The organism is Mesorhizobium sp. WSM4810, from assembly GCF_055811235.1.
Genome location: NZ_JBVVQV010000003.1, coordinates 422,291 through 440,618, shown reverse-complemented (window position 1 = coordinate 440,618; position 18,328 = coordinate 422,291). Strand labels below are relative to the sequence as shown.

The window sequence follows — 18,328 nt, the reverse complement described above, 5'->3', positions numbered from 1 at the left end:
CGGTCGGGAGCTGGTGCCTCTTGGCGTCCAGCCGCTCCAGCATGCAACCGACGATAGCCTGAAAGCCGGGCTCCATGGCCTCTTGGCAATCGATCTCCCGATCCGCGTATTCGCCCTGTCGTCTTGGCGGTCTGATCATTCAGGCTTCCTCATAGATATCCCTCGCCGTCGGACTCGCGTCGCCGGATCAAGCCAGGCGACGCGCCCTCACTATCCAAAGCGAAGCCCATTCGCCTCCTGTGTCTTTCAACCAGCTCGCGGTCGCATTCGGGCACGCAGCGGTCGCTGCAACCGACATTCACAACTACCTGTGCGAAAGCGACGGCGAGCGCCCACCGCGCGGTTGACCCGCAGACATCACCGCTGGACGTTGTTCCTTGGTCTTCCCCAGCGCGCCAATTCGAAAAACGACCGGACGTCTATTTCGCCGTGGGCATTGTTGGCCGCCAGGAGCAACCGGATCGGAGGCCAGGCGGTGTCACGATTGGCGAGAGGCATCGTTCTCGCAGAGAGTTCTTTTAGGTGGAAGGGCTGGTCTCGCCGCCGGCGACTTTGGCGAGCAGCATCCCCAAGGTCAGGCGCGCTCGTTCATGGCTGCGCCGACAAAATATTCTCAAGAAGCTCGACAGATAGAGACGCCAAGTATCAGAGCATGATGCGATCCCTCGATAGCGAAATGCCTGGCGGAGCGGGAAGTGAATTGAACCAGGGGTTGACCCCACGAAGTCAGAGTGACGTGCAGCGAGACGTCTCAAGGGAACCTTTCCGGCGTTGTGCGCTTGTTGAGCATGCTTTTCACAACCCCGTGGGCGACAACAAAAAACGCTGGAACCAAAAGGAAATCCGCCATGGCGAAAGAAAAGACATTGGATGATCTCTTCCTCGGTACGCTCAAAGATATCTATTACGCGGAAAAGAAGATCCTGAAGGCGCTTCCCAAGATGGCGCGCGCCGCCTCATCGGCCGATCTGAAGGCAGCCTTCGAGAAGCACAAGGACGAAACCGACGGTCATGTCGAGCGCCTGCAGCAGGTTTTCGAGCTCCTTGGCAAGCGGGCACAGGGCAAGACGTGTCCCGCGATCGACGGCATCATCGAGGAGGGCGAGGAGATTATGGAGGAGTTCAAGGGAACTCCCGCACTGGACGCCGGTCTGATCTCCGCTGCCCAGGCTGTCGAGCACTACGAGATCACCCGCTATGGCACGCTGAAACGCTGGGCCGAGGTTTTGGGCATGAGCGACGCCGCCAAGCTGATCGAACAGACGCTCGGCGAAGAGTCTATGACAGACGAGGCGCTCACCGGATTGGCGGACGCCTCGGCCAACGAAATGGCCAAGGCCGCCTGATCACACACCAGCCACCCCAACTGTGTTGGGGTGGCTATTTTAGTTCCAACATCCGTCTTTCGATAGGAGGCAATCATGGGTCGTGGCATTCTACTCTGGCTGCTCGGAGTTCCTATTCCGATCATCATCCTTCTCGCGCTGTTCATGCGGTAGGAGGAACCCATGGCATCAACCATCCTGGCGACCGACGGCGCCGCGCCGGTCGAGTCCTCGTCATCCGCAGTCAACTGGGACCGATCATCGCCGGCGCCTTCGCTGCCTCGACCCTGACGTTCATCCTGATGCTTCTCGGGTCCGGCCTCGGGCTCACGATGGTGTCTCCATGGTCCAACGAAAGCGCCAGCGTCACCACCTTCGCTGTGTCCACTGCGATCTGGCTGGTCATCGTGCAATGGTTGTCATCCGGGCTCGGGGGTTACCTGACCGGGCGCCTTCGCACCAAATGGGTCGGCATTCATACGGACGAGACGTTCTTCCGGGATACCGCGCACGGATTCATGGCCTGGGCGCTGGCGACGCTTCTGGTCGTGTTCGTGCTCGGTTCGGCGCTGTCCGCGGCAATCGGCACCGGCGTCAAGGCGGCCTCGACAGTGGCCTCGCGAGCAGCAATGGGTGCCTCGGCAGGGGGCGACCGCAAACGCCGGGAACGACGGAGGCAGCGGCGCGGCGTCGTATTTCGTCGATGCGCTGTTCCGTCCGAACGATTCTTCCAGGCTGGCGGCGCCGGGCGCGGAGGGCGATGCGACAGCAGCCGCACAAGCCTCCCGCATCCTCATTACGAAAGCGGCGGCCGGCGAAGTCTCGGCCGACGACAAGACTTATCTGGGCCAACTCGTGGCCGCTCGCACTGGCTTGTCGCAAGCGGATGCTACTGCCCGGGTTGATGCGGTGCTTGCTCAGGTCGAGGCGGCCAAAGTCCAAGCACAGGAAGCAGCCGACACAGCTAGAAAAGCCGGCGCCAGCTTCGCGCTGGTTGGCGCGCTTTCTCTCATGATCGGTGCGTTAATCGCCAGCGCAGCGGCAGCGTTAGGCGGCAAGCAGCGCGACGACGAAGAAGACGCGCTCCATCTCACAGCCAGTCGAAGCTGAAGACGTCTACTCCAGGCCGACCGAGAGGATCGGCCGGACTCCATTCTCCCGCCGCGCTCCCTTGTTTTTGTGCAACGCAGCAACGATATTGCTGCACGTGCGTTGCACGGATGGCCGTCCATTCCGGGCGTCACAACAGGGACGGCTCCATTGCGAAAAATCTCTGACACCATCGCCCGCCTTGCCGCGCTGCAGGCGCGACATGCCGCACATCCCGCCGACCTCGGTGCGTCAGACCACCTCCGGACGCTGGCCGACTTCGGTATCAATCCTGGCGGGTTGGAAGCGAAGTTCCACATTCCCAATGACCTATCCAAGGGCACCCCGCTCGTCGTCGTGCTGCATGGCTGCACCCAGAACGCGGCCGGCTATGACCATCATTCCGGCTGGTCCCAACTCGCCGACGAGGCTGGCTTCGCGCTGCTCTTTCCCGAACAGCAACGCGGCAACAATCCGAACCTCTGTTTCAACTGGTTCCAGCCTGGCGACACCAAGCGTGGTTCGGGCGAGGCGCTTTCGATTCGCCAGATGATCGAGACGATGGTCGTCACCCACGGTCTCGACCGAAGGCGAATCTTCATCACCGGCCTCTCGGCCGGAGGCGCAATGGCAGCGGCCATGCTGGCGACCTATCCGGAAGTGTTTGCCGGCGGTGCGTTAATTGCCGGCCTGCCCTACGGCAGCGCAACGACAATCCCGGAGGCCTTCGATCGCATGCGCGGCCACGGCGGTCCTTCGGAACAGGATCTGCAACGGGCCCTCCGCGGCGCATCGGATCATCGGGGACCGTGGCCGAGGATTTCGATTTGGCACGGTGCCGCTGACCACACGGTTTCGCCTTCCAACGCGGAAGCGATCGCAGGCCAGTGGCGGGGAGTCCACCGGCTTGAGAAAGCGCCGACGCGTCGGGAAGCTGCCGGACCGCACGCAAAGCAGGTCTGGCGTAACGGGGCGGGAGATGCCTTGATCGAAATCAACATGATCGCTGGGATGGGCCACGGCACGCCGCTCGGCAACGGCCTCGGCGCTCCGGGACCTTATATGCTTGATGTCGGCATCGCCTCCACACGCGAGATCGCGCTGTTTTGGGGGATCGCGGCAACCGAGGATAGCGCCTCCCGGAAATCGAGGCCGCAATTGCCCGCCAGCCAACGGCAACTACCCCAGTCACCGGCGCCAAGTATACAAAATGCGAAGACGAAGCCCCCGCAGCCGACTGCCATCCATCAATCGCGCCAGCCCGGCGTGAAGAAGATCATTGAAGATGCCCTGCGGGCGGCGGGCCTGATGCGCTAGGCGGACGGCGCGAATCGCTCGCCGACTGTCTCGCCGGCCCGCGAAGGTCAAGCGGCTCCGACCAGGCAAGGGAACGCGTCGTTCTTTGGAATCGGTGACCGCTTTTCATTGAGCGGTCGCCATGCACCTCGTCGAGATCCTGCTTCCCCGCGCGGACAACACCGGTCGCCCATTTGGCCGGGAAGATTTCGACCGTGTGAAGGAAGACCTGGCCAGCCGTTTCGACGGCGTCACAGCCTACCTGCAGGCGCCCGCGGAAGGTCAGTGGCAGGATGGCGAGCAGTCCAGCACAGATGAAATCGTCATCTTCGAAGTGATGGTGGATGATGTCGATCTGCCGGACTGGCGCAAACGGCGCGCCGAGCTAGAACGGCGGTTCCGGCAGGACACGGTGATCGCCCGCTACATGCCAATGGCGCTCGTATAGAGCGCCGATATCATGCCATCAACGTTAATCCGCAAGACCGAGTACGATCCGGAGACAAGGGTTCTCTCGGTGTGGTTCGTCGCGAGCGGCACGCGTTATGACTACGAGGCTGTGCCGCCGGAGACCTATGCGGCGTTCCGAAACGCCTTCATTAAGGGCCGGTTCTTCAACGACCACTTTCGCGACCGTTGCCGGCACCGCCCCATTGCCGAAGCATAGCGAGCGTTGCCTGCACGCGGAGACTCATGCGCCGGTTTCGGAGTTTGACGCGCCGGCTGGCTTTGATTCCGGGGAGCCCTTGTGGCGTAGGAAAATCGACAGCAGGACCAGGACGGCCGTCGACATGAATTCCGACTGCCAGTTCTGAAAGGACTCGAACCATAGCTGGGCGTCGAGAAGATAGTCTCCCAGGGATTGAACCTCGCCGCCGTGCCGAAGCGCCTCCTCGTTCGCGGCCGCCAGGCTCGCCCACCAATGCAAGGCAAATGAGATGATGAACAGCAGGGCCAGCGCCAAGCCCAGCGAGTATGAATAGAGCCACGACAGGATCGGGTTGCGCCTGCGGGTGGCGGTCGGAAGTTCGTCCTCGGGCCGGTTGGGATCATCGGGATCACGAGACTCGGCGGAACCGCGCTGGAACAGCATTGCAGTCAGCATGACATAGCCCGACATCTGCAGGAATTCGCTTTCCCAGTTCTCGAACAGCGCCGAGAGGAAGTCGCCGCTCGCAAGATAGGAGAGCAGCCCAATCGATGCCGAACCGTGGTTCTGAAGCTCTTCATTGTAGGCCGTATGACCCGACCAGATCATGCCAATTACACTGAACAAGAACATCGCCACCAGGGCGATCGTCAGTCCATTGTCCCGGAAAAAGCTTTTCATGGTCGTCTCCCTCGGCAGCTCCGGCTAACGCCAGTTCTCCAGAACCTCTTCGATCATCACCGCCTCGACTTGCTCGCTGAAGCGAGAGCGGTAGAGCTCCAACAGTGCCTCATGCGTCTGGTCAACCGAACTGCAGATGGCATCGGTCGCAAGGACGACACGAAAACCACGGTCGATGGCGCCGAGGACCGTGGCAAGCACGCAGACGTCGGTTTCGCCGCCGGTGATGACCAGCGTGTCGATCCCTGACCCATTGAGCATCGCGTCGAGCCGGCCTTCAGTCCACGGCGAATAGACATGCTTGTCGAGCGTTCTTGCCGGGGGCACGAACCGCGCCAGAGAAGGCATCAGATCGACGAGGCCGGCATCGATGTTGGCAAGGGTGACCTCGGCCCAACGCTGATAATACCGCGCCCACATGCCCGGTCCTTCGCCAGGCCGAGCGGCTGGAACAAAACGTGTGAACAGCGTTTGCTGCGGATGTCTTGCGGTCAATTCCTCGATGACCGGCAGCACGTTTTGCGCCCACGGCACGGCCCAAGGCCCGCCCGGCGCGAACAGGCGCTGCATGTCAACGCAAAGATGTAGGGAATTCTCACCAAGCGGACCGTGTACCAGGCCTAGGGCGGCCATGATCAGCCGCGGCCGCGGTGGGGTGATGCATAGTCTTTATCTGAGCGCGGGCGTAGCCCGGGAGGTCCCGCCGTAGCCTCGCATCTCTGCCAATCCGCCTTTAGCCGTTGCCGGTTCATGGTCTTGTCAGGCGGGCCGCTTGCGCCTCCTGCACGTCGATGGCGTACAGCAGTTCGCCGTTCTCGTCGCGCAGGCGCACGAGCCAACCTGAAAGATCGTCCGTGCCCGGCTGAAGGTCGACCAGAAGATCGATAGCGCATCGAACCGCTTCCTCCCGCGCAGCCTCTAAACTTGGCATCCTGGAGGGAAGAACCTGACGGCCGCGTCCGCCGATACTCGAAGATATAGAGCCCGCCGTTTTCGTCATTCGCCGCTGTGACGGCGACTTCGTCAAAATTGCCATTGCTTCGGGCATCATAGTCGTTCACAGCCAATCGAAGGTCGCGATCTGGACCAGGACCGCCTTCGCTCGATTGATAGCGGCCTCGTTGTTTCCGCCGTCAACGCGTGCCAGGTCGACGGCAACGCAGTCACCGCCTTCGCCGCAGAAGATCACGCGCAGGATGGGCTGTCCGGTCGGGGCGGTTGCCTGGGTAACTTCGGTTCGAATGATCTGCATGAGAAACTCCGTCACCATCGCTAGAGTTTGACGGCCATTTCCCGCCTCCAGAGACGCAGCTTGCGGCAGCCCTCGATAAAACCGGTAATCGCCTTGGGATCATCGAGACCAATCATGCCTTCATCGGCTTCCGGATCGACGCCGGCCTTCTGCAGCAGCGGGACGGCGCCCGACGTGAAGCCGATGAATTTGCAATGAGCAAAAGCGTCGGCAACGAAATCGCGCGCGGCGGCCTCGCCCGTCAGGCGCTCCGCTCCTTCCTCGGAGAGGATCAGCGCTACTGCGTCGAACAGGACCGATGGCCCGCCGTCGATCATGTGCTTTGCAGCGATGAGACTTCCATCCGCCGCCTCGACGCCGCCCACCTTGGGCGCTATGACCTCCATCACTGCGCCTTCCTTCTCGATCGCTGCCTGGAGGTTCTTCAGCAGCGCTGCATCGGCGCCGGGACTGACAAGCACACCGACCTTGCGGCCAGCAAAACTGTGAGGCCCGTTCCGGATGATGCTGAGCGCCGGCGATGGTTCGAGATCGTCCCTCGGCGCGACCGCCGCATCCGCGGGCTTGGGCAATTGCTTCATGCCAAGCTTGTCAGCGACAGTTTCTGCCAAGCCTTCATCAATGTTGAGGAGATGCGACACCATGCGCTCGCGGATAACCGTTGTCTCGACCTTGGAGAGCTCGAAGGACAGCGCCATGGCGATATGCTTCTGCTCAGGCGCGGTCTGACTGTTGAAGAACTGTCGCGCCTGGCTGTAGTGGTCGGCGAAGCTCTCTGCGCGCAGACGAACTTTCTGGCCTTCCTCGGCCTCGGCGAACGACCGGAAACCGTGCTGCGGCGATTCCCGCGGGCCTTCGCCGAATGAATTCGGCTGGTAGTTCACGCGGCCGACCGGATTGCGCATCGCCATGAGGCCATCCTGCTGGAAGTGGTGGAACGGGCATTTGGGTGCGTTGATCGGGATATGGGTGAAATTGGGGCTGCCGAGACGCTTCAGTTGCGTGTCCAGGTAGGAGAAGTTTCGACCCTGCAGCAGGGGATCGTTGGAAAAGTCGACGCCGGGCGGTACGTTCTGCGTCATGAACGCGACCTGCTCGGTTTCGGCGAAGAAATTGTCGGGCATACGATCGAGCACCAAGCGGCCGACCGGGACCGGCGCGAGGATTTCTTCCGGAATGATCTTGGTCGGATCCAGAACGTCGAAGTCAAAACTGTCCGCGAAGTCCTGATCGAAGAGCTGGAGGTTGAGCTCCCATTCCGGGAAATCACCAGACTGGATGGCATTCCAAAGGTCGCGTCGATGAAAATCGGGGTCAGCGCCGTTGATCTTGACCGCTTCGTTCCAAACGACCGACTGCATGCCGAGCTTCGGTTTCCAGATGAATTTGACGAAGGTGGATTCGTCCTTCGCATTGACCAGCCGGAACGTGTGAACGCCGAATCCCTGCATGAACCGGAAGGACCGAGGTATCGCCCGATCCGACATGACCCACATGACCATATGCATCGATTCGGGCGTCAGGCTGATGAAGTCCCAGAAATTGTCGTGTGCCGATTGCGCCTGCGGGAAGGCACGATCAGGCTCCGGCTTCACTGAATGAATGACGTCGGGAAACTTGATTGCGTCCTGAATAAAGAAAACTGGGATGTTGTTGCCGACGAGATCCCAATTGCCTTCGTTGGTGTAGAATTTGACGGCGAACCCACGCACGTCCCGCGCCAGGTCGAACGAGCCCTTCGAACCGGCCACCGTGGAGAACCGCACGAAGGCCGGCGTCTTCTCGCCGGCACGCTGGAAGATATCCGCGCGGGTGTAAGCCGCTAGCGATTCATAGGTCTCCAAGAAGCCGTGCGCGCCATAGCCGCGTGCATGCACGACGCGCTCGGGAATGCGCTCGTGATCGAAATGAAAAATCTTCTCACGGAAGTGGAAGTCTTCGATTAGTGACGGTCCGCGCTGGCCAATCCTTAAAGTATTCTGGTCATCGGCCACTGGGCCGCCTTGGGCGGTCGTCAGGATCTCGCTGTCGCCTTCGGCGATCTGGTGAAGCTCGCCTCCGTTCCCCCGCACGAGCTTTTGATCATGGATCGTCGCGGGCTTGCCCGACGACTGTCTGGTTGTCTTGGCCATGCTTGAATTCCTTGAAAAGGAGGGGGCGGCTTCAGGTCTCCCTCAATGCTGGGACACCCACTTAAGTTCCTGGTGGGTGTCACGTGGCCCGCATTTCGAAGAATAGCACTCGGCTGCCGGAACATCGGGCCCGCGCTCCGCCAGAGGCGCGGGCTTTTTCGTTGTCTGGGGGAACACGATCTCGCGACGATCGTTCGGGTCGCCAACAGAGCGCATACCGTCAGATCGAGGACAGGAAATGCGGGAAAGACAAGGGCTTAACCCATCAAGAAAAATATAATAGGCAGGAGCGCACGTCGGATGCTGCAAGGGCATTAACAGACATTGAGCGCGCAGCACGAGATGCAAAGACTGCTCGGCTGCGAGAGCAACGACTTAAGGCTGAAACCGCTCCTCCTGCTGCATTGGTAGCGAAACCGAAGAAAAACCGACAAGGCAACAACTAAGTAGTCACCCGGGATGCGGCGGATTTCGTGTTCCGTTGTGAGCGTCCTTTTTAAGCGTTCTCCGACATTGTCAAAGGTAAGCAGGTGGCCGTCGAGCGCAGGAAGGTGCGGGCATGAAGGTCTGCGCCGTTTCCTAAGCCGCCGAAGCCAGAACCCGCTCCAGGGGCCACGCCTGAGATTTGCAACGGTGGTGAAGCTGGTGACGGCTCGGCATGTCATCGACCTCGTGGCCCGCATGCATGGCTGCACGTATGCCATGCACGGCTGCACGTATGCCGAGGTGAGAGGACCGTCGCGTCAGTATAGTATCGTGGCAACGCGAGACGCGGCCATGTGCGCCGTGATGGTGCTGAAGCCTAGCTTGCCTAGGGGGCAGATAGGGTTGCTGTTCAATCGTGATCCGTCGACGGTGCAACATGCGCTCAGGAAGCGGGGATGCTTTGACCGACCCGCGCGTCCAAGCCCTATGTGATGAGCTCGGCATCAAGATTGTCGACCGGCATCGCTATCCGGAGCCGGGAGAGGCGTGCGCGGTCAAGACGCTGGCTCGCATCATACGTCGGCACGGGGAAGGGCACTTGCGCCTGGTGCTTTCGACCTTGGCCGAGACCGACAACAACAAGGGCCAACTAGACGAGGTTCTATTTTGGGCCGCATCCGACATGGTGCGGGCGTGCCCTGAGATACTCGAGCGCCGCGCCGGCGACTGGCTGACGATGTGGGATGTTTGCCCGCTCGGCGAGCTGCAGTTCATTGCCCAGGATCTGCGCGGCCTCGTGCCACTAATATTTGCATTTGTCGGTATGCTATACGAGCGGGTGGTCAAGGCATTTGGCCCGCGAGCATCCAGCCGGATTTGTTCGATGACCGCAGGAGAAATTCGGCATGAGTAACGTCGTATCGCTTCATGGCGACAAGCGCTGGAAAGCTGTTCTCGTCTACGACCACCAGAACGGCCCCATCACGATCGAGCACTTTTTGGAAGAAATTTCCGAGCTCCATAACGTCATTGAACACGGCCCGGACTGGAACACCCTGATTACGTGCACGGTGACAATCAACCGGACGGACGGCGGCGAGGAGCAGAACAGCCAGGAAAAAGAGGCGCGCCATGAACATCGGTGACATCGCGGAGCGCTTCATCCGCGCGGCCGAGATCGAGCGCGCCAGCCATGAACATGTCCGGCCGGCCGGCCCAGCAACTGCCCTATGTTCACACATACACCGATAAGCTGCAAAGAGGTGGGCGACAAGCTCGACCCTAAGGCAGACCCGCTAGCGTAGGAGCGAAGGGCGTTCTGGAACCGGATCGGCACCCTGCCGTCGGGACAAGAGATCAGCGAACTCGAGGCGCTGCAACGAATGGCTGCTCGCCGTTGGCAATGAGAAGGAACGCCGAGCGTCCTCGCCCGGGCCAGATCCAAGGTCGGCGGCAAGTCATTCCGCAGCTGGTGCTTCAAGGTGGAGGGCATCCACCCGAACACCGGACGGGATAGAAAAAACCGGGCTTTGCAGCAAATCGCGATCATTCTCGCCCGCAGGGCCTCATTAGCGAAAGCGCCGAAATCAGGCTGTTGCATCATGAAATCAGGGGTGTTTCGGCTACGATCACGGAAGATGCAGGCGAACGGGACAGCTGAATTCGTGGATCGCCGACGGCGCGTTCGCCAAGATCCTTTCATCGGAACATGACGACTTCTCTTGGGCTGCCAAGCGCAATGAGCGCCGATGCCAGCAAGAGGCGAGGCGGCGCAATGAAGCTGTGTGATTTGCGCCATTGACGAGCACCCGAAATGCCGCCCCAATCGGGATTACGTGGTTTATTGGGGATTCGCATGAACCGATTTCTCTTTGTGATCGCCGACTTTCTGTCCCGTCCGCCCGGCTTCTATGTGCTGCTCGCCGCGATGATAGCCTGCACTGCGATGGTTCCGTTTGGGCTAACAAACGTAATCACCTATGCGCTTTCTGTAGCTGCGATAGTGATTACCGGGGTCGTACTGATCCAGGGTTACCGCGACACCGCTGCCATCCATGCGAAGCTCGACGAGATCATCGTTGCATTGAAGGAAACGAGGAACAATGTCGTCGGGCTGGAGCACGCCGAGCCTGAGGAGATCAAAGCCCATTTGGCGCGGCTTGAATTGGAAGCAGCGGCGGCTGATCAAGAAGCTAAGCACGAGGGAGTCCCTGGCGCCTAATTACGCCAGCGGCTGCCAAGCACTGGCCGCGGGAAGCGCAGAAGCGGAAGGCCGCATGACCCGAGCTGAGATTAAAGCCGAAGTAGAATGGCTGCTGGAGTACGAAAGCCTTAGCGCGTCAGAGTCCGCAAACACACCGCTTCGACTCTGAAGGTATTGAGGGCATCGAGCGGGAGTTCTTTGACCCCGGCGACAGCGGCAACATTTTTGCCCCGGATGCGTCTCGACCATCATAGACGGGCTGTTGGCGCCGCTGATCGGCGCGATGTATGGCCTGCCCGATATTCTGGTCGTCTGATGGCCCGGTTTTTATGACGAGATGCACCAGGAGTTCGCGAGCGAGATGCTCGGCGAGTTCAAGCAGGGCGTTGTCATGCTAACCCGCACGGTCACAGCGCCGCCAGATCCGTCGACGCCATGGATACCGGGCGAGCCAGTGACGACGGTATATCCACTCGATGCGGTGATGCGCCGCGTTTCTCAGAAATACGTCGACGGCACCCTCACTGTGGCGACCGACAACCAGATCACTTTCGCAGTACCCTCGATCGTCTCCGCCATGACGGACACACTCGTCATCGACCGCGTCGAGTTGGTCATGAAGGACCTACGGCCGATCCCGCCGGCCGGCCCGCCGGTCGCGTATATCGCTTTCGTGGCAGGTTAGCCGCGGAGCGATATCCCAGAAAAGAGCGACGCCAGCGACGACCGCATGTGAGACTTGGCAACAGCGATGTCCCCTTCGAAACCGGAAAAATCGATCTCCATATGATCGAACGTGGACAGTGCCCGCTCTTCCATGTCAGCCAATGCCCGATCTGGGTCATCCGATTGCTCAGCAACCATTGATGCAATTGCCATGAGTGCGATGCGAAGCACCACAAGCTCCGTCGAATGATGGGCCAAGACATCCATACCAGTCTCCTTTTAAGGTCCGGAACGAATGCTCAAACGCCTATCCCCCCGTGATCGTTTCGAACAGCTTGTCTCGACCTATGAGCCGATGCTGCGGACCGCGTTTATCGAGGCGATCGACGACATCCGCTCCAACATCGTTCTGCGCCGTGTGGTGGAGCGCTTGGAGCGCGGTGACGTCAAGGACGCCATTGCAGCCATGAACCTCGACGAGGCCGCGTTTCGGCCGCTGGAAGAAGCCGTCCGGCAGGCCTACAACGGCGGCGGTGTCGCCACGGTCGAACAGATGCCGGCGCTGCGCGATCCGAGCGGCCTTCAGGTCGTTCTTCGTTGGGATGCGCGCAATCTTACGGCTGAGACCTGGTTGCGCGAGCACTCGGCGCAACTGGTCACCAACGAGGGCCGCATTGGAGGTAGTAGGCCGCGTCAACAGGGTGACTGGCCGCGGAGGAGGTAGGGTGATCGGGCTCACCACAGTTCAGAGCGACTATGTTGCCCGAGCCCGCGATGAACTGCTTTCCGGCGAGCCCGACCAGTTGCGGGCCTATCTGAATCGGAAGCGACGCGACAAACGTTTCGACCGCACGATCACAACTGCGATCCGAGATGGTAAACCAATCCCTACCAACCTGGTGGCGCGGATCATTGGCCGATATTCCGACAGCCTTTTGAAGCTCCGCGCCGACACGATTGGACTGCACGAGACGTTTGCCGCGCTTGGAGCTTCGAAAGACATCGCATTTCAGCAGGCGATCGCCAAGGGCGCGGTGAGGGCGGAATCCATCACGAAGGGCTGGAAACACACGCCGCAGGATCATCCTCGCGTTCAGAGGGTGGTCGATGCCGATAATTCTCGCTTGGACCGGTTCATAGTCATCGTCTTCGTCCGCCATCGTCCCTCCGTATCGGACAGCGGCGCTCGGAATTAACAACGATGCAACCACTGCCTTGTCTTCGCGTTTAGCCGCCTTCAATCCTGGCGAGCGACAAAGATGCCGGCGTTTATTCCGATTACAATCTACCTGAATGACAGATCGATGCTGATTGCGTCGATCCGCGATGCTGAGACGGCGCTTCAGCAACCATGGCCATTCATGGACAAGCCATCCCGACTTGAAGCAATTCGAATGATCGAGGAATGCCTGGCTGGACACTGCACCCAGCAATCCGCGTTCGATGCCTTCAGGGCGGCCGCAAGTGAACAGGGGCTTCTTAAGCGAAAGCCTCCAAGCATAGGCCTCAGGAAATTCGACGGGGTTGCCGAAGACCTGCTGTGAGGTGATGCTGCCTCGCGACCTTAAACCGCTGACAGGCCTCCTGAGCGGACTTGGTCAGCCGCACGGACCACCCGCCAAATCGAGGAATGGCGGGTGGTCCTTTATCAGCGCAGGAAGGGACTTAACTTAGCTGCGCAGATATCAGTTCGTCGCTCCGTCCAATCGTCAAGTCCGGTCTTTCCTAGAACGATCCCTAACTAACGATTATTCCAATCGCAAGGAATGTGATCGAAACTGTGAAGACTGGAGCGAGTAACCAGCGAGCTTGGTGGACACTATTTTCCATGTGCTCCTTCCCGTGAACTTGCAGGGATCAACGACTATGCGCAGCGGCGGTTCCGGGTGGCGCTATCTCCGGCCTATTATGCCAAAACAGGCGAGACCTAGGTCCTGTCGCGCATCAGCCTTGAGGGACTTTTGGGGAACAAATGCAGCTGGCTGGGGTTTGTTAAGTCTGGCGCGAAGACGCGTTCAGCGGAACAGAGCTACACAAAGGAGGCACTTATGAGAATGCATCTTTCCACTGCAGCCGCGGGATTTCTGCTGCTGGCGGGCCTCGGTGCCGCTGCCGCTCAGGACGTAGTCATCGAGCCTGAACAGGAGACGGTCATTAGGGAATACGTCAAAAAGCAGCCGCTCGCATCGGTGAAAATCCCTGGAGTGGAGCTCAATATCGGCTCAACCCTGCCCGAGACTGTCGAACTTCATGAAGTCCCCAACACCAAATACCGCACCGTTGTCGTCGACAACCGGACCGTTGTCGTTGACCCAGGCACACGCAAGATCATCAAGATCATCGAATGACGTAAGCGACTGGGAAGACCGCCCGCCGTGCCGAAAGGGTGCGGCGGGCTTTTCTCTTTTCTGGAGGAACGCGATCTGGGGACAATGGTTCGGGTTGCCAACAAGGCGCCGTATCGCCGGATGAGGACAAGCCCGTGCCTTCGTTGTTGGTCCGATTGCCCCAGCGCTACGACACAGAGAAGACACCTTTAGATAAGACTAAGCCAGCAGGCCATTATTGAGGATGCTCTTATGAACCCGACCGAATTGCAGGCGATTAGCGATACGCTGATGCGGGTAGTGACGCCAGAGATGACACCAAAACAGCTCCTAAAGGCTGCAAAAAAGGAGCATCCGGACGCGTCAAAAAAGGACATCGCTCGCGCTGCGTTCTTCTCGATCATTGCGAACGCTGACCAAGCCATTGGCAAATCGAGGAACTTGCAGGCTTTTGCGTTGGCAGAGCGGACACAACAATCTGATTAAGATTGATGGTCGACATGCGTGGCCCTGTTGGTCAAAATTTAACGCTTGGTACCCGGAGTGCTTTCGTCCGAAAGCGACCAGAAGCCGACATTTACTGTTCTGCCTCCTATAACCCTGCGAGGGCATGGGCAGAAGCCGAGACGGCGAAGACTGTCGAGATCAGCTTGGATTGCCAATGCCGCATATCGAACAGCGCGAACTGTGCAGCCAAGCGAATGGCCCAGAAAGCGGCTCCGAAAAACAGAAGTGGCGGCCAAATTAGCCCCCGGTACCAAAGCCAAAGCAATGTTGCGCCGTAAGACACAAAGGTGAACGTCAGCATGACATTCAGAGTTTGAGTGATTGCTGCGTTTAGGTTGCCCGAACCCTTCAGCCGGGCCGGCCATCCGAAAAGCCGCCAGAATCCTAGATGGAAGGCGGCGAAGGCAAGATCGAGCACAGCAGCGAGCATCAGCATGCGGAAACAATACCGCTAGAAACGTCCGCTCTCCACCCCGACACAGGGACACTCTGGCAATCGCCGGTATGGGTACCAAGCGTTGGATTTTGACCACTAGGTCCCAAACATTCCCCCCTAACGGAACCATTCCATGACCTGCGAGTTGCGGCTCGGGCGGGGTTGGGACATGCAGACATGGCAAAGCGTGACGCAGCGGGCCATAAGACCCTTGCCGATGCCGTTCGCGAATTGATCGGCACCGAAGACAATCGTCGTACGTACATAAGCTGCTTGGGCTGGAGGTCGAACCAGAACTGCCGCCAACTTTAGCTTCATTGCTTGAGGCGATTGGTAAGGCTGGTCGGGACGAAACCCCCTAGCTGCATGGGTCATCTGGCCGACCTTTAAATTGCCGTGCTGGGAACCAACGGGGCCACAATTCCGCGCCGAACCAAGGCGTGAATGCCGTCCACCTCGATAAGCAAAACGGAATACGATCCGGATCGTAGGACCCTCTCGGTGTGGTTCGTGGCCAGCGGCAAATGCTACCAGTTTGAGGATGTGCCGCCGGAGACCTTCGCCGAGTTCCGAGCCGCATTCGCCAAGGGCCGCTTCTTCAACGAGCGCATCCGCAATCGATTCCGGTACCGCCTGGTCGGGACCGCCAACAATTCTGGATGACCCAGCCGTATGCGAAAGCCAACTCACCTATCCATCGAGCTTCAACGGCTCATGGTCGGGGAGATAATGATGCAGCACCTCGCCAAGGTTTCGCTTGTCGAACGTTTGGCCACACACGGGGCAGAACTCGAAATGCTCTGCTTCGTCCTTCGCAGGCGGCCCGTGGCGCTTGCCCTTGATCCGGTTGCGGGGTTGTTGGTTCTATCTCGGCCCACGTTGATTGTCCCGAACTGTGATAAGGACGGCCCGACAGCCGCTGCGGGGTAGGCAACCGACCGTCGGGCCTAACCGGCGGGGGTATGGGCCGTGTCCGCCGGCTGGGACGAATAATATGCCGTTTCATGCATCATTACTAATTTAGTAAAATGGTCACGTTCCGTCCCCTAGCCGCCAGATCGGACGGACCTAAACTCGAATTCGTGCGTAAACCAGTGAGTGCCGGGCCCGGCCGGCTTGAGTTCATTCCTCCGATGATGCCTACCTTGGTCGCCAAGCCGCCCCAAGGCGATGACTGGATGCATGAAGCCAAATTCGATGGCTACCGCTCCCAAATCATCATCGACGCCGGCGGCGCTCGGATCTTCACCCGCCGCGGCCTAGACTGGACATCGAAGTACCGCGACCTGGTCGAGGCAGCCAAAGGTCTCAACGTACAGAACGCCATCATCGACGGCGAAGTCGTCGTCTTGAATGAGGCTGGCCTTTCGGATTTTGTCGCGCTGCGCAAGGCAATCACGAGGCGCCAGCACGACCTCTATTTCGTCGCGTTCGATCTGCTGCATCTCAACGGCCACGACTTGCGCGACATGACGCTTGAGGATCGGCGAGAAATCCTGGCCGGGCTTATAGGGTCTGACAGCCGCATCCAGTTCAGCGAGACGATGCCAGGCGAAGCCAACGCGATCTATCATCTGATCGACGCGGCCGGCCTGGAGGGGATGGTATCGAAGCGTCGAGACAGCAAATATCCGCAGCGGCCCAACTACCAATTGGCTGAAGACAAAATGCTTCACCGAAAGCGAGTTTGAACTCCTCGGCGTCGAACGCGAGAGGGGCAAGCCGGCGTTTGCTCTGATGGCTGAGCCAGGCACCCGGAAATAATCGGTAGTGCGTTCGTGAGCGTCAACCGCGAGATGCGGGAGCGGCTTTGGAAGCGTGTCCAAGAACATGCTGGGCCACCGCCCAAGGATATGCCAAAGCGGCCGGCAACGCACTGGGTCAAGCCGGGGCATCAAGGCCCGCGTGAAGCATCTAAGGTGCGAGGAGGATCTTCGGCACGCATCGCTGCAGGATTTCCGGGAAGAGGATTGAAGGCCGCGCCAGATTGAGCGAGGCCGGACTCGCGAAATTCGCAATAAAGCGTACAATCCCAACGTCGTCCGTACCGAATAGAGGCACCGCGGACGCTTGGGAGATGGCAGTGCTTCCGCCCTAGAGGCAGGAGGGCTGAGATGGCGAAAGCCCAGGCAGGCGCCCAGGTATCGGTTTTTGACTGCGATATCCTGCGTAGCGCCTTCATAAAAACCGTGATCGAAGAGAATATCCCCGAAGACAAATGGCGGTCGGTTGCCGCGCTTTTGATCAGCGACTTTACCGGGAGCGATGACGTCGATCCTGACTTGCTGGAATGGATCGTGCGCAAGTAGCCAGAGCTACCCAGCCGTTAGTCTTTCGTCGCCTGCCACGCTCATTGCTATGCCTTTTTCGGTACTAGAAAGCCAAAGGCAAAGTGAGACGCCTCTACCTGGATTTCGCGAGGTCGCTAGCAGCCGCCCGAATTACATCGGCAGTCACCTCAAAGAATTGGTGTGTTGCATTTTGCCGGTTGACTGAGAGTTTCTGCCAAGCCTTCTTTTCTCCGAGGTATACGCTCCACGGACCGTGAACGACACGATTGCGAAACGTGTTGAGTTCGCGCATCTGCTGGACGAGGCGATCGCGCTCGGCAAGGTCATTCGGTTCGGTGGTGTGTTGGTCGATGATCTGACCATACAGAGTGATTTTGTTATTCAAGTTGTTCGCTTTCCGCAGCTTCGGTTGGTCGGCGCCAAGCGCGGACAGCCAATGATCGATATGGATGCTTCAAGACGCCGCGCCGTTGCCGCACACGATAGCGAGAAGGTTGCAAAGAGTCCGGCCGAAAGAAATGAGGCCCCTGAGCTAATATCAACCCAATGTCAAAGAGTTGGCGTCCCCTATTGCCGACGCCCTCGTTTTCAGGATTATATTCCTCCCCGTTGCGGCGAGCCCTCAACGGAGATCGCCATGCCCAAAAAGACCCTCGCCGACACCCTGGCCGCCCGCGAGACCATCTATGTCAATTGTGCGCACCCGATGTGTTGCAAATCGACGAAGCTCGACATCCAGGCGCTGATTGACAGGCTCGGCCGTGACCACGGCCCGATGCATGACGACCTGGTCGGGCTCTTTATCTGCTCAAACTGCAAGGCTGCCGGTGGTGATCGACGGCAGGTGTTCTTCTACGAAGGCCAGCAGCGGGCGCGCAATCGCGACTGGAAGCCAACTTTCGAACGAGGGGGCTGTAAGTGGCCGGCGCCACTTGGGGGGCGTTGGGGTAGATTGCCTTGTCGGGCGCCGGCCTAGCGGATTGGCGTCCGCCGCCTTGATACTACCGAGCTTGGGGAGATCCGAGTAATCCCGTGATCGCGGAAGTCA

The 18,328-nt window shown here is 59.5% G+C and carries 23 protein-coding genes and 2 pseudogenes; 18 read left to right on the top strand and 7 right to left on the bottom strand.

What is annotated here, in order from left to right; all coding sequences use genetic code 11:
- Positions 1-848: 848 nt before the first annotated feature.
- The 5 genes and pseudogenes from AC0L3O_RS07200 (at position 849) to AC0L3O_RS07180 (ending at position 4,377) form a co-directional block, all read left to right on the top strand.
- A complete protein-coding gene (locus AC0L3O_RS07200) occupies positions 849-1,346 on the top strand; it encodes a YciE/YciF ferroxidase family protein (RefSeq protein ID WP_473615237.1) in 498 nt (165 codons plus the stop codon).
- 162 nt (positions 1,347-1,508) lie between these two features.
- Positions 1,509-2,435, top strand: a pseudogene (locus AC0L3O_RS07195) (hypothetical protein).
- 150 nt (positions 2,436-2,585) lie between these two features.
- Positions 2,586-3,731, top strand: a complete 1,146-nt coding sequence (locus AC0L3O_RS07190) for an extracellular catalytic domain type 1 short-chain-length polyhydroxyalkanoate depolymerase (RefSeq protein WP_473615235.1) — start codon at positions 2,586-2,588, stop codon at positions 3,729-3,731.
- 121 nt (positions 3,732-3,852) lie between these two features.
- Positions 3,853-4,158, top strand: a complete 306-nt coding sequence (locus AC0L3O_RS07185; RefSeq protein ID WP_473615234.1) for a hypothetical protein — start codon at positions 3,853-3,855, stop codon at positions 4,156-4,158.
- Positions 4,159-4,170: 12 nt separating this feature from the next.
- Positions 4,171-4,377, top strand: coding sequence for a KTSC domain-containing protein (locus tag AC0L3O_RS07180; protein ID WP_128177998.1), 207 nt, complete (start codon positions 4,171-4,173; stop codon positions 4,375-4,377).
- Between the two features lie 24 nt (positions 4,378-4,401).
- On the opposite strand, the gene AC0L3O_RS07175 is transcribed toward AC0L3O_RS07180, so the two are convergent.
- The 5 genes from AC0L3O_RS07175 to katE form a co-directional block, all read right to left on the bottom strand.
- The gene (locus AC0L3O_RS07175; protein WP_473615233.1) at positions 4,402-5,040 is read right to left on the bottom strand and encodes a DUF6766 family protein; all 639 of its coding nucleotides are present in this window, start codon (positions 5,038-5,040) and stop codon (positions 4,402-4,404) included.
- Between the two features lie 24 nt (positions 5,041-5,064).
- Positions 5,065-5,673 (bottom strand): cysteine hydrolase family protein, encoded by a 609-nt coding sequence (locus tag AC0L3O_RS07170; protein WP_027153947.1) that lies wholly within the window; start codon positions 5,671-5,673, stop codon positions 5,065-5,067.
- Positions 5,674-5,788: 115 nt separating this feature from the next.
- The gene (locus AC0L3O_RS07165) at positions 5,789-6,076 is read right to left on the bottom strand and encodes a DUF6894 family protein (protein ID WP_128170746.1); all 288 of its coding nucleotides are present in this window, start codon (positions 6,074-6,076) and stop codon (positions 5,789-5,791) included.
- Positions 6,077-6,097: 21 nt separating this feature from the next.
- The gene (locus tag AC0L3O_RS07160) at positions 6,098-6,292 is read right to left on the bottom strand and encodes a hypothetical protein (RefSeq protein ID WP_473615231.1); all 195 of its coding nucleotides are present in this window, start codon (positions 6,290-6,292) and stop codon (positions 6,098-6,100) included.
- 20 nt (positions 6,293-6,312) lie between these two features.
- Entirely contained in the window at positions 6,313-8,424 is a 2,112-nt protein-coding gene (katE, locus tag AC0L3O_RS07155; protein ID WP_473615230.1) for a catalase, read from the bottom strand.
- An 886-nt stretch (positions 8,425-9,310) separates the two neighbouring features.
- Between katE and AC0L3O_RS07150 the strand changes: the two genes are divergently transcribed.
- From AC0L3O_RS07150 to AC0L3O_RS07135, 4 genes are all read left to right on the top strand, one after another.
- Positions 9,311-9,763 carry a hypothetical protein gene (locus AC0L3O_RS07150; protein ID WP_473615229.1) on the top strand — a complete coding sequence of 151 codons (453 nt, stop codon included), beginning with the start codon at positions 9,311-9,313 and terminating at the stop codon, positions 9,761-9,763.
- On the top strand, positions 9,756-9,995 hold the full coding sequence (locus tag AC0L3O_RS07145; protein ID WP_023803165.1) for a hypothetical protein: 240 nt from the start codon (positions 9,756-9,758) through the stop codon (positions 9,993-9,995). Before AC0L3O_RS07150 ends, AC0L3O_RS07145 begins: the two co-directional genes overlap by 8 nt.
- Before the next feature lie 710 nt (positions 9,996-10,705).
- Positions 10,706-11,071 carry a low affinity iron permease family protein gene (locus tag AC0L3O_RS07140; RefSeq protein WP_023803164.1) on the top strand — a complete coding sequence of 122 codons (366 nt, stop codon included), beginning with the start codon at positions 10,706-10,708 and terminating at the stop codon, positions 11,069-11,071.
- A gap of 319 nt (positions 11,072-11,390) precedes the next feature.
- Positions 11,391-11,738, top strand: coding sequence for a hypothetical protein (locus AC0L3O_RS07135; RefSeq protein WP_023803163.1), 348 nt, complete (start codon positions 11,391-11,393; stop codon positions 11,736-11,738).
- Here AC0L3O_RS07135 and AC0L3O_RS07130 read toward each other — a convergent pair.
- Positions 11,735-11,986 (bottom strand): hypothetical protein, encoded by a 252-nt coding sequence (locus tag AC0L3O_RS07130; RefSeq protein ID WP_023803162.1) that lies wholly within the window; start codon positions 11,984-11,986, stop codon positions 11,735-11,737. The two genes, AC0L3O_RS07135 and AC0L3O_RS07130, sit on opposite strands and share 4 nt — an antisense overlap.
- Before the next feature lie 28 nt (positions 11,987-12,014).
- Between AC0L3O_RS07130 and AC0L3O_RS07125 the strand changes: the two genes are divergently transcribed.
- From AC0L3O_RS07125 to AC0L3O_RS07105, 5 genes are all read left to right on the top strand, one after another.
- The gene (locus tag AC0L3O_RS07125) at positions 12,015-12,443 is read left to right on the top strand and encodes a hypothetical protein (protein WP_473615227.1); all 429 of its coding nucleotides are present in this window, start codon (positions 12,015-12,017) and stop codon (positions 12,441-12,443) included.
- A gap of 79 nt (positions 12,444-12,522) precedes the next feature.
- A complete protein-coding gene (locus AC0L3O_RS07120; protein ID WP_473615226.1) occupies positions 12,523-12,915 on the top strand; it encodes a hypothetical protein in 393 nt (130 codons plus the stop codon).
- Between the two features lie 63 nt (positions 12,916-12,978).
- The gene (locus AC0L3O_RS07115) at positions 12,979-13,263 is read left to right on the top strand and encodes a DUF982 domain-containing protein (protein WP_473615225.1); all 285 of its coding nucleotides are present in this window, start codon (positions 12,979-12,981) and stop codon (positions 13,261-13,263) included.
- 504 nt (positions 13,264-13,767) lie between these two features.
- Positions 13,768-14,067, top strand: coding sequence for a DUF1236 domain-containing protein (locus tag AC0L3O_RS07110; RefSeq protein WP_023803161.1), 300 nt, complete (start codon positions 13,768-13,770; stop codon positions 14,065-14,067).
- Between the two features lie 231 nt (positions 14,068-14,298).
- Positions 14,299-14,532, top strand: a complete 234-nt coding sequence (locus AC0L3O_RS07105) for a hypothetical protein (protein ID WP_023803160.1) — start codon at positions 14,299-14,301, stop codon at positions 14,530-14,532.
- Positions 14,533-14,638: 106 nt separating this feature from the next.
- On the opposite strand, the gene AC0L3O_RS07100 is transcribed toward AC0L3O_RS07105, so the two are convergent.
- Positions 14,639-14,989, bottom strand: coding sequence for a hypothetical protein (locus tag AC0L3O_RS07100; protein WP_023803159.1), 351 nt, complete (start codon positions 14,987-14,989; stop codon positions 14,639-14,641).
- Positions 14,990-15,433: 444 nt separating this feature from the next.
- Between AC0L3O_RS07100 and AC0L3O_RS07095 the strand changes: the two genes are divergently transcribed.
- The 4 genes and pseudogenes from AC0L3O_RS07095 (at position 15,434) to AC0L3O_RS07080 (ending at position 18,256) form a co-directional block, all read left to right on the top strand.
- Positions 15,434-15,652: a KTSC domain-containing protein gene (locus AC0L3O_RS07095; protein WP_023803157.1), complete on the top strand. Its 219-nt coding sequence runs from the start codon at positions 15,434-15,436 to the stop codon at positions 15,650-15,652.
- 470 nt (positions 15,653-16,122) lie between these two features.
- A pseudogene (locus AC0L3O_RS07090) lies at positions 16,123-16,963 on the top strand (ATP-dependent DNA ligase).
- A gap of 140 nt (positions 16,964-17,103) precedes the next feature.
- Positions 17,104-17,298, top strand: a complete 195-nt coding sequence (locus AC0L3O_RS07085) for a hypothetical protein (protein ID WP_023803155.1) — start codon at positions 17,104-17,106, stop codon at positions 17,296-17,298.
- Positions 17,299-17,533: 235 nt separating this feature from the next.
- On the top strand, positions 17,534-18,256 hold the full coding sequence (locus AC0L3O_RS07080; RefSeq protein WP_473615223.1) for a hypothetical protein: 723 nt from the start codon (positions 17,534-17,536) through the stop codon (positions 18,254-18,256).
- Positions 18,257-18,328: the final 72 nt, after the last annotated feature.